Origin of the sequence: Methylobacterium iners, from assembly GCF_022179305.1 — a bacterium.
Lineage (GTDB): Bacteria > Pseudomonadota > Alphaproteobacteria > Rhizobiales > Beijerinckiaceae > Methylobacterium > Methylobacterium iners.
Window position 1 is genome coordinate 21,399 of the sequence record NZ_BPQP01000028.1, and the last position, 10,286, is coordinate 31,684.

A 10,286-nucleotide genomic window follows, 5' to 3' on the forward strand; every position below is an offset into this window, starting at 1 on the left:
CATTCGCCTCACCCCGGCGCCGTTGCTTTCACTCGGACCCTGGCTATAGTCCGCGCGCTTTTTAAGCCGGCCCGCAGGCGCTCGACGCCTCCGCGGGCTTTGGCCGCTTTAAACTCAAGGAGTCACGCGTTTGATCACCCCCGCCTTCGCGCAAGGGGCCGGCCCCGCTGCTGGCGGAGCGGACATCGCCTTGCAGGTGGTGCCGTTCGTCCTCATCTTCGTCATCATGTACTTCCTGATCCTCCGCCCGCAGCAGCGCCGCGTGAAGGAGCATCAGAACATGGTCAAGAACGTGCGCCGGGACGACACGGTCGTGACCACCGGCGGCATCGTCGGGCGCGTGACCAAGGTGGCCGACGAGGCCTCCGAGATCGAGGTGGAGATCGCGCCCAACGTCCGCGTGAAGGTCGTGCGCACGATGATCGCCGAGGTCCGCGTCAAGGGCGGCCCGGTCAAGGCGGCCTGAGGGCCTCGCGCCGACACCAGGAACGAGTGGGCGGATGCTGCGCTTTTCGAGAACCAAGATCATTGCGACGCTGGCGGTCATCCTGATCGGCCTCAGCCTCGCCGTTCCGAGCTTCATCCCGGCGGACAGCCGCAAGGCCTTCATGGCCTCGCTCCCGGGCTGGTTCCCGAGCTGGATCATCCCGACGCGCTCCATCGTGCTCGGCCTCGACCTCCAGGGCGGCTCGCAGCTGCTCCTCGAGGTCGACCAGAACGAGCTCACCGCCTCGCAGGCCAAGGCGCTGCGCGACGACGTCCGCCGCGTCCTGCAGCAGGAAAGCGTGCGCGCCGAGGGCGGCATCCAGCTCCTCCAGCGCGGCGTGCAGGTCCGGATCGCGGATGCCGCTGCCCGCGCCAAGGTGCTGCCCAAGCTCCAGGAACTCTCCCAGCCGATCCAGAGCACGCTGGTCACGCAGGGCGGGGGGCGCACGCTCGAGGTCACCGAGCAGCCCGACGGCCTCATCCGCCTCGTCAACACCGATGCCGGCATCCTCGACCGCACGCGCCGCGCCGTGAGCCAGGGCATCGAGGTCATTCGCCGCCGCCTGGATTCCACGGGGACGACCGAGCCCTCGATCCAGCAGCAGGGCGCCGACCGCATCCTGATCCAGGTGCCCGGCGAGCAGAACCCGGAGCGCCTGGAGCGCCTGCTCGGCTCCACCGCCAAGCTCGAATTCCGGATGCTGTCCGACACGCCCTCGGGCGATGTCGACCTCCTGCCCTCGAAGGACCAGGGCGGCGCCCGGGTGCCGGTCGAGCGGCGCGTCATGGCCGATGGCGGCGACCTCGTCGATGCTCAGCCCGCCTTCGACCAGCAGACGCAGGAACCGATGGTGAGCTTCAAGTTCAACCTGAAGGGCGCCCAGCGCTTCGGGCAGGCCACCTCGGAGAATGTCGGCCGCCGCATGGCGATCGTGCTCGACAACGAGGTCGTCTCCGCTCCCGTGATCCGCTCGGCCATCACCGGCGGCAACGGCCAGATCACCGGCAACTTCACCGTGCAGCAGGCCAACGACCTCTCCGTGCTGCTGCGCGCCGGCGCCCTGCCGGCGAAGTTCACCGTCGTCGAGCGCCGCGTCGTCGGGCCGGGCCTCGGCCGCGACTCGATCGAGGCCGGCAAGATGGCGACTCTCGCCGCCGCCGCCCTCGTCATCGCCTTCATGTTCGCGACCTACGGCGTGTTCGGCTTCTTCGCCAACATCGCCCTCATCGTCCACGTCGGCCTCATCCTCGGCCTGATGTCGGTGCTTGAGGCCACGATGACGCTGCCCGGCATCGCCGGCATCGTGCTGACCATCGGCACAGCGGTTGATTCGAACGTGCTGATCTACGAGCGCGTCCGCGAGGAGGTGAGGGCCGGGCGCTCCATCGTCTCGGCGCTGCAGGCCGGCTTCGACAAGGCCTTCGCCACCATCATCGACTCGAACTCGACCATGGCGATCGCCGCGATCATCCTGTTCTTCATGGGCTCCGGCCCGGTGAAGGGCTTCGCCGTCGTGTTCATCCTCGGCATCCTCACGACCGTCATCACCGCGGTGACGCTGACCCGCATGATGATCGCGTTGTGGTATAACTACGCCCGACCCAAGGCCCTGCCTTTCTGATCGGCAGGACTTCGCGTTTTCGATTCCGAGAGGAGCCCGATACGATCTCCATGTGATCGACCCGGCTGGAGAAGCCCACCCCGTCATCCCGGGGCCGCGAAGCGGAACCCGGGATCCAGACGCACAGGTGGTCCAGCTTGAATCGTCGGCGGTTCTGGATTCCGGGTTCGCTCTTCGAGCGCCCCGGGATGACAGGGCGGGTGATGCGAAGGGACGTGGTGACGTGGATATCGTGCGAGGCCCGCTCAAAACCTGAGACCGACCATGCGCCTGCTCCGCCTCTGGCCCGACGAGTCGCATTTCGACTTCATGCGCTTCCGGCGCTTCACCTTCCCGCTCTCGGCGTTGCTGTCGGTGGCGACGGTGGTGCTGTTCATGACGATCGGCCTGAACTTCGGCATCGACTTCAAGGGCGGCACGCTGGTCGAGCTGCAGGCGAAGAGCGGCACGGCCGATGTCGGCGCCGTGCGCCAGACCGCCAACGCCTTCGGCTTCGGCGAGACCGAGGTGCAGGAGCTCGGCGGCCAGGGCAACATCCTCGTCCGCTTCCCCCTCCAGCCCGGCGAGCAGGGCCAGACGGCCGTGATGCAGAAGGCGCACGCCGCCTTCGACGCGGATTTCGAGTTCCGCCGCACCGAGACGGTGGGCCCGCGCGTCTCGGGCGAGCTCGTCCAGTCGGGCACGATCGGCGTCGTGCTCTCCGTCGTGGCGGTGCTGCTCTATCTCTGGTTCCGCTTCGAGCGGGAGCTGGCGCTCGGCGCCATCGTCGGCACGCTCCACGACATCGTGCTGACGCTGGGCATCTTCGTGATCAGCCGGATCGAGTTCAACATGACCTCGATCGCCGCAATCCTCACCATCGTCGGCTACTCGCTGAACGAGACCGTGGTGGTGTTCGACCGGACGCGCGAACTGATGCGCCGCTACAAGACGATTCCCACGGTCGAGCTCCTCAACCTCTCGATCAACTCCACCATGTCGCGGACCGTGATGACGGGCACCTCGGCCTTCCTGTCGCTGCTCGCCCTGGTGCTGTTCGGCGGCGAGGCGATCGAGGGCTTCGCCATCGTCATGCTGGCTGGCGTCGTGATCTGCACCTACTCGGCCATCTTCGTCTCGACGCCGTTCCTGATCTATATCGGCCTGATGCTTTCGGGGGCGAAGGCGCCGGCGCGCCAGGGCGGACGCGTGGCGCAGGCGGCGGAGTAGCCCCGCCTTGACATCCGGCAGCCTGCACGACGGCTTCGTCCCGGGGCGTCACCTCATCGACGCCTACGGGAATGGCGGGTTCCGCTTCGCAGAGATGTCGCATCGGGGCTCGATCCTCGCGACGCCGGCAGGAATTCGGGCCTGGGACGTCGCGCATCCGGGCGCCATCGACCGCAACGCCCTGCGCCCGATCCATGCCGAGGCGGGCGTCGTCGAACTGCTCCTGATCGGAACCGGCCTCGACATCGCACCGTTGTCGGAGGGTCTCAGACGCTGGTTGAAGGAGGCGGGCATCGGGCTCGACGTGATGCAGACCGGCGCGGCCGCGCGCACCTACAACATCCTGCTGGCGGAGAACCGCAAGGTCGCCGCTGCCCTGATCGCCGTCGCGTGACTGAGACGGACGCCTCCCCACGCACCGACGAGGGCCTGGCCTTCGCCTTCGCCCATTGCGAGACCCTGGTGCGGGAGGGCGACCCGGACCGCTACATCGCCACCCTGTTCGCGCCCGCCGCCTTCCGGCCCCACCTCTTCGCGCTCGCCGCCTTCGGCCTCACCATCGCGCGCGTCCGCGACGCGGCCTCGAACCCCATGGCCGGCGAGATTCGGCTGCAATGGTGGCGCGACGCGCTGCAGGGCGAGGCGAGGGGCGACGTGCGCGCCAATCCCGTTGCCGCGGCGCTCGACGACGCCATCGTCAAGCGCAAGCTCGGGCGCCAGCCCTTCGTCGACCTGATCGATGCCCGCGTGTTCGACCTCTACGAGGATCCGATGCCGCGGGTGAACGACCTCGAAGGCTATTGCGGCGAGACCGCCTCGGCCCTGATCCGCCTCGCTTCTCTCGTGCTCTGCGACGGCGCGGAGCCAGGGGGCGCCGCCGCGGCCGGCCATGCCGGGGTCGCCTACGGGGTCACCGGCCTGCTGCGGGCGCTGCCCTGGCACGCCCGGGCAGGGCAGGTCTACCTGCCCGCCGACGTCCTGCGTACGCATGGCGTCACCCGCGACGACATCGTCACGGGACGCGGCGGGCCGGGTCTGGTCGGGGCCGCCGCCGACATGCGAGCCCTGGCCCGGCGCCACCTCGCGGCCTATGCGTCTGCCCGCGCCACGATCGCGCCGGCCGCCCGGCCGGCCTTCCTGCCCGTCGCCCTCGTCGGTCCCTACCTCGACGCGATGGAGCGCCCCGGCTACGACCCGCTCAACACGCGCATCGAGATCCCGCGCTGGCGCCGGCTCTGGCGCCTGTGGCGGGCGGCGCGGAGCCCGCTCGGGGCCTGAGCCGCATCACGGGCTCATCGGAAGGCCCCGGCACGCGGCCCGCCGATGGGTGGAGCGCTGGCGGATGCCGGTCCGGGTCTCGTGAGGGAAGCCGCGCGGCGACGCCAAACACCTATCGGATGGGAACATCGAAAGCAGAATCCGGAAAGGGTTCGCGCTTGAGCGTGAAGTGCCACCATTCCAGAGCGTAGGGCTGAAAACCCGCTTGCTCCATCGCGGCGCGCAACCGGGCCCGGTTCGCCCGTGCCTGGGGACTGAGATCGCCGTGCGCGAAGTTCGAGCGCGGACTGAAGAGGTCGAACGCACTCCCCATATCGACCTCCTCGCCATTCGAGAGATCGAACATCGTCAGGTCGACGGTCGATCCTCGTGAGTGGCTCGATTCCCGGGCGATGTAGCCCAACCGGAACAGATCCTTCTTGTCGATCTCTGGGTAGAACTCCGCCTTGCCTTCGAGGTCTTTCGGATCGTCGGCCCATTTCACGAAGGCCGAGACCGCCCGCTTGGGACGGTAGCAGTCGAAGACCTTGAGGCCGTATCCGTCGGCTCGGATGGCCGCCTGCACTTTTTCCAACGCCTGGCTGGCTTCCCTCGTCAGCAGACACTTGGGCGCCTCGTAGCCGGGCACCGGTCTTCCCATGAAATTGTGGGCGCCGGCATAGCGCATCTCCAGCCGCAGGTCCGGCACGAGCTTGCCGGCGTCGACGAGCGGGGATGAGTTCTTCGCTTCCACGTCGGACGCCATGACACACAGGAACAAGGACACGAGACACCTTCTTCGGCCGCGAGCCATGACAAGCCTCGATCTGATGACAGGACGTTTCCGGGCGCAGCGATCTTCTTGTCGAGCCAAAACCCGATCGAACGACCGGCGGCCAAGTTCCGCGGTCAAGCGACGAGCAGGGACGAACATGCATCTCGTTCAAATCGCATCATTGCCGAAGCAGTATCCCGGTTCCTGCTTCCTTCTCGCCGTCGTGATGGTTCCATTTGGCCGACGCGCCGGACTCGGCGAAATCGATCCTGACGTCATCCGGGCGATAGCTCGAGGAACCCGACGCCAGGATACCTTGCCCAAGGAAGGTGCCGGGCGACGTCATCTTTCCCCGGAGCACGAGCGTGAAGCGGATTGATCCATCCTGATTGTAGATCTTGATCGTTCCGCCGGAGAGCTGTGCGTTCATGCTGACGACGTAGCGGCGCGGGGGAAGCTGCGTCCCGTCGAGGCGTCTGCGGCTGACGAGACCCGTGTACTGCCCGGCGATTCGGTGCGCGTCCTCTGAGGAGGGCTTAAGCTCTGCTGGGGATTGCGTATCGACGGCGGCGAGCTTGCCCGGAGCGCGGCGTTCTTCGAGATCCCTGCCCCTGGTCGGCAGGCCGGATGCTCCTTGGCAATTGGTGCCGCAATCGCTGCCCGGTCGATCCGATGAGCTCGCATCGTCCGTGTTCCGCGAGGCGAACCCTGCCTGCGCTCTTGGTTCCGCCGGCGATGCTCCGGGCGGAGCGATGATCTTGAGGTAGGCGCGTGCGACTTGCTGGTATGCGCAGATCCCGCCTCTCGCCTCGCAATCCGCCAGGTAGTCCTGATACCTGCTCTGCGCGCTGAGACGCGTCCAGGCCAGTTCGTCGGCGCTCTTCTGGCTCACGCCGAGGCTGTCCTTCACCATGCCGAGGGCGGCTTCGAGGGCCTGGTCCTTGTGCGCGCAGACCTCGCCGCACGAGCCGACGTAACGCTCGTAGCCGGCGCGACTGCCCTCGCCCTGAGCCTTTCGCCATTTCGCCTCGTCCCGAACGCCCGCCACGGCCCGGCTGACCGCGGGCACGGGCGCGCGAAGGGGCAGGTTGAAGGCCGCCGCATCGATCTCCGGCACCTGCTCGCGCCGACTCTCGCGTTGGGCGGTCTCAACCACCTCCCGGGTCACATAGGCCTGCAGCTCGGACCAGCTCACCTGACCGGACCGATTGTCGTTGGCCTCGGCCGGCGCAGGCGCGGCGAGGCCGGCGGCTCCCATCAGGAAACGGCTGGTGAAGAGCCCGAGCTTGTTCTGCGCGTCCCAATTGGCCGGCGCCGAGCCGGAGGTTGCCACCAGCTTGACGACCCCGCCGCCGGTCCTGGGTTTGGTCGGCTGGAAACCGGGGGCGGAGACCGCCAGCAGGCCCTTTCCGTCGCTCCGTCCGGTCTCGCCGGTGAAGCAGGCATCCAGCATCACCACGACCTGGCGGCTCGGACCGACCTTCCCCTTGATCATGTCGAGGTTGCGGTAGAGCGTCTCCAGCCCGTAGCCGGAGGAGGCGCGATCCGGATTGCCGTCGGAGGGAAGCAGGAAGGCCTGGCGCGTCTTCAGGTCCGGCACGCCGTGACCGGAATAGTAGACGAACACGTCCGATCGCCCGGCCTTGGCGCGGAGCCAGAGCTTGCCCGCTTGCGGCTCCGCCTCGGAGCCGAACCAGTCTTCCAGCTGGTTGCGGGTGGCATCCTTGAGCACCACCACGTTCTGCTCGCGAAAGCCGAGGCTGCGCACCAGGAAGTCGCGCATGGCATCGGCATCGTTGCCGGCGAAGTCGACCGGGACCGTGTTCAGGTAGGTCCTGTTGCCGATCACCACCGCGATCGAGTCGGCGGTGTCACCCTGGCCGAGCAGCGGTTGGGCGGAGGCTGGCGCCAGCCAGGCGATCAGCCAGAGGAGCAGCGCCGCTCGCCACGAGCCTGCCCCTCCGCCAAGTCGGGTTCGCCCGCTCATCCTGGTCGTCCAACCTCGCGTCGTCGAAACGGACGCACGATGCCCGCGCCGCGGGTGTCCGGGAAGAGGCGGCGCTGGCATGAGGAACCGGAAGCCACCAAGACAGGATCACTCGCCCGCCGGCTGGTCCTTCTCGGCGGTGCCGGGTACGACGGTCGCTCCGCCGATGACCCGCACCGGGCGCTTCTGGTCGGGCGGCGGGTCGCGCCAGGCCTGGGCGGGCTCGGTCGGAGGCTTCTCCGCCGCCGGTTTCTCCGCAGCGACGGCCGGCGGCGCGCTCTGGACCGGCTCGGTCTTGGGCACGTCGACCTTCGGCGCTTCGAGGGCAGCGGAGGGCGCCTCGGGCTTGGCGGCGGTCGGTGCCGCGATGGTCTCGGCGGGCTTCGGCGCCTCGGGGGTGGCGCGCGGCGCGGCCGGCTTGGCGGGCGGCGTCAGGCGGGCGACCTTGCGCTGCGGCTCGGGCCGCGGGCGGGCATCGGGGTTGAGCCCGAGGGCATTCCGATCCGGGCCGGGTGCCCGGCCCACGGGATCGGCGCCGGGAAGCGCGGCCGGCGGACCCATCCGGCCCGTCCCCGGGACGGGGCCGCGCGTCTCGATATCGGCGTCCGTGTAGCCGTAGCCCGGCCGGGTGCGGATCACCGCCACCGGCGGCGCGCCGATCCGCTGGCGGCCGAGCACCGCGCCGTCCTGCGAATCCACGAACAGCCGGACCCGGTCGCCGTAGCGGTCGGTCGCCTCGACGACGTAGCCCCGGCCGTCGAAGCGGGGACGGGTGATCTCGGTGAAGCCGCGGTCGTTCAGGCGCCAGACCACGGCGCGTGGCGGGAGCATGTCGTCGAAGGGATCGAAGAATTGCGCCTGCGCGCCGCCGGCGCCGAGCGCGATGAGCGCTGCGCATCCGGCGAGCGCGAGACGGAAGGGCTTCGCTGAGAGCGTGACCGCCCGGAAACGAGACGTGTCCATCTGGCCTGGGTCCTGCTGATGCTGTTCCGGAGGCCCGCTTATGCCGCGGGTCCTCCGGCTGGCTTGAGCGAACAGGGTCGCCCCGCATGCCGCTTGTGCTCGGCGCCCGTGTTTAAGCGAGCGATTGGGGCGCAAATGCGGGGCGATAGGGGCGAGACCGGGTCGAAGGGTGTCCGGAGTGCTTCTCAGCGGATGCCGAAGCCGCCGCCGCGCGTTCCGAAATCGCCCCGTGAGCCGAAATCACCTCGGAACGTCGGGAACGGCCTGATGCTCGGCCGGACGTCGTCCGACCGGACGATCGGGCTGGCGCCCTCACCGCGCGGAGGGCGCGGCCGCGGCCAGATCGACCCGGGATCGCGGCGCGGATAATCCGGCTCGAAGCGACCGGGGAAGGGTCGGACGATCACGGGAACCCGGCGCGGCGGCAGGACCTCGACATCATCGTCCTCGTCGACCTCGATCCGCTGGGGCAGGGGCCGGCGGACGGGACGGGCGACCGGAGGCGGCGGCGCGACGGCGACCACCGGGCGCGGCTCCCGCACGGCCGGTTTGGCCGCGGCCTTCACCGCCGGCTTGGCGGGCTTGGGCGGCTCCTTCGGCTCGGCGCGCCTCACCTTCGGCGTCATCTTGGGCGCGAGCGGCGCGGGCCTGATCGCCGGGGCCGGCGGAGGCACCGCGCAGAGATCGGCGACGCGGACGCCCCGGCGGCTCGCCGCCTTGGCGGCGAGCGCACGGGCCTCCGCGGCATGGGCGGAATCGGGGTAGAGGGCGAGGAACACGCGCAGGTCCTCCACCGTCCCTGAGCGGATGAGGGTCGCCCAGGCGATCTCCTCCTGCCGTTGGGCCAGGATGCGGTGGACCCGCAGCGCCCCCGAATCCTCCGGATAGATCGCGAGGAACAGCCGGTAGATCACCGGGTCGTCCCACCGGATGACGGTCCGGTAGGCCTCGCCCGGCGCGACGGCCCGCAGGCTCGCCTCCGTGGGCCGGGCGTCGGGCGCGGTGCCGGCCTCGGCCGGCTTGTCGGCAGCCGGCTTCTCGGCTCCGTCGAAGAAGGCGAAGGAGGTCGTCAGCGACGAGGTCTCCCACGGCAGCTGCGTTCCCCCCGTGGTCTCGTCCACCGCCGAGCGGACCTGCCGAAAGAGCTGCTCGACCGGCAAACCCGGCTCGCGCACGAATTTGAGGAAGGCGGCGGTGTAGGGGCTGTGGTCGCCGGTGCCGTCCGCGGCCGTGGCGCCGGGCGAGGTCGAGAAGGCGACGAAGGTGCCGCCTTTGGAGGCGACCCGGGCGAGGCCCGTCTCCGTCCGAAGCGACCGCTCCGCCTCCGCCGCGTCCTCGACGAGGGTGACGGCGAGGCCGCGGGCGCCGCCCTTGGCCAGGAAGGGGTTGTCGCGGCAGGCGTCGAGGATGACGATCTTGGCCTTGGCGCGCGTCGCGTCGAGCCGCTTCAGGATCTCGTCGAGCGAGAGGGATTGCCGGGCGACGTCGGCCTCTTCCGAGACGGCGGTGTCCACCGGCAGCAGGTGGTTCGCCCCGTTCATCTGCACGGCGTGGCCGGCGAAGTAGACCACCGCCTCGTTCGCCTCCGCGGCCTTCTTCGCGAAGCTGTCGAGACTCGTCCGGATGCCTTCCGCGGTCGCGTCGCTCGCGTGGACGACCTCGAACTTCGCCTCCTCCAGCACGGCCTTGACCGCTTGCGCGTCGCGGATCGGGTTGGGCAGGGGCGCCACGCTCCGGTAGGCGGAGTTGCCGATCACCAGCGCGACGCGCTCGGCGGCCTCCGCCCGGAAGGCGGCGAGGGACAGGGGGACGGCGACGGCCATCCAGGTCAGGATCGACCAGGTTTGGGGATGGGAATGAATCGGCATGGCAGCCTCTCCGGTTCGTCACGCGCGAACCGCCGGCCGGGCTCTCGCCGACTCGGCACGCGATCATGCCATGAGATCATCGACTTGCACGGAAAACTGTGCGCTGGCGCTCGTCAGGA

At 69.5% G+C, this 10,286-nt stretch carries 9 protein-coding genes; 5 read left to right on the plus strand and 4 right to left on the minus strand.

Annotated features, from left to right (window positions below; all coding sequences use genetic code 11):
* The first annotated feature begins 130 nt into the window (after window positions 1–130).
* The 5 genes from yajC (at window position 131) to MFF55_RS09705 (ending at window position 4,595) form a co-directional block, all read left to right on the plus strand.
* Window positions 131–466: a preprotein translocase subunit YajC gene (yajC, locus tag MFF55_RS09685; RefSeq protein ID WP_238243883.1), complete on the plus strand. Its 336-nt coding sequence runs from the start codon at window positions 131–133 to the stop codon at window positions 464–466.
* Between the two features lie 34 nt (window positions 467–500).
* Entirely contained in the window at window positions 501–2,108 is a 1,608-nt protein-coding gene (gene secD, locus MFF55_RS09690; RefSeq protein ID WP_238243884.1) for a protein translocase subunit SecD, read from the plus strand.
* Window positions 2,109–2,372: 264 nt separating this feature from the next.
* On the plus strand, window positions 2,373–3,317 hold the full coding sequence (gene secF, locus MFF55_RS09695; RefSeq protein ID WP_238243885.1) for a protein translocase subunit SecF: 945 nt from the start codon (window positions 2,373–2,375) through the stop codon (window positions 3,315–3,317).
* A 7-nt stretch (window positions 3,318–3,324) separates the two neighbouring features.
* On the plus strand, window positions 3,325–3,711 hold the full coding sequence (locus tag MFF55_RS09700) for an Mth938-like domain-containing protein (RefSeq protein WP_238243886.1): 387 nt from the start codon (window positions 3,325–3,327) through the stop codon (window positions 3,709–3,711).
* Window positions 3,708–4,595, plus strand: a complete 888-nt coding sequence (locus MFF55_RS09705; protein ID WP_238243887.1) for a phytoene/squalene synthase family protein — start codon at window positions 3,708–3,710, stop codon at window positions 4,593–4,595. Before MFF55_RS09700 ends, MFF55_RS09705 begins: the two co-directional genes overlap by 4 nt.
* A 112-nt stretch (window positions 4,596–4,707) precedes the next feature.
* Here MFF55_RS09705 and MFF55_RS09710 read toward each other — a convergent pair whose 3' ends face one another.
* From MFF55_RS09710 to MFF55_RS09725, 4 genes are all read right to left on the minus strand, one after another.
* The gene (locus MFF55_RS09710) at window positions 4,708–5,361 is read right to left on the minus strand and encodes a M15 family metallopeptidase (protein ID WP_238243888.1); all 654 of its coding nucleotides are present in this window, start codon (window positions 5,359–5,361) and stop codon (window positions 4,708–4,710) included.
* Window positions 5,362–5,527: 166 nt separating this feature from the next.
* A complete protein-coding gene (locus tag MFF55_RS09715; RefSeq protein ID WP_238243889.1) occupies window positions 5,528–7,336 on the minus strand; it encodes a caspase family protein in 1,809 nt (602 codons plus the stop codon).
* Between the two features lie 108 nt (window positions 7,337–7,444).
* Window positions 7,445–8,299, minus strand: a complete 855-nt coding sequence (locus MFF55_RS09720; protein WP_238243890.1) for a PepSY domain-containing protein — start codon at window positions 8,297–8,299, stop codon at window positions 7,445–7,447.
* Between the two features lie 185 nt (window positions 8,300–8,484).
* Entirely contained in the window at window positions 8,485–10,167 is a 1,683-nt protein-coding gene (locus MFF55_RS09725; RefSeq protein ID WP_238243891.1) for a caspase family protein, read from the minus strand.
* Window positions 10,168–10,286 lie beyond the last annotated feature (119 nt).

Coding starts and splice junctions, on each gene's coding strand:
- secD (WP_238243884.1), top strand. CDS start 501: ATGCTGCGCTTTTCGAGAACCAAGATCATTGCGACGCTGGCGGTCATC.
- secF (WP_238243885.1), top strand. CDS start 2,373: ATGCGCCTGCTCCGCCTCTGGCCCGACGAGTCGCATTTCGACTTCATG.
- MFF55_RS09720 (WP_238243890.1), bottom strand. CDS start 8,299: ATGGACACGTCTCGTTTCCGGGCGGTCACGCTCTCAGCGAAGCCCTTC.
- MFF55_RS09715 (WP_238243889.1), bottom strand. CDS start 7,336: ATGAGCGGGCGAACCCGACTTGGCGGAGGGGCAGGCTCGTGGCGAGCG.
- MFF55_RS09725 (WP_238243891.1), bottom strand. CDS start 10,167: ATGCCGATTCATTCCCATCCCCAAACCTGGTCGATCCTGACCTGGATG.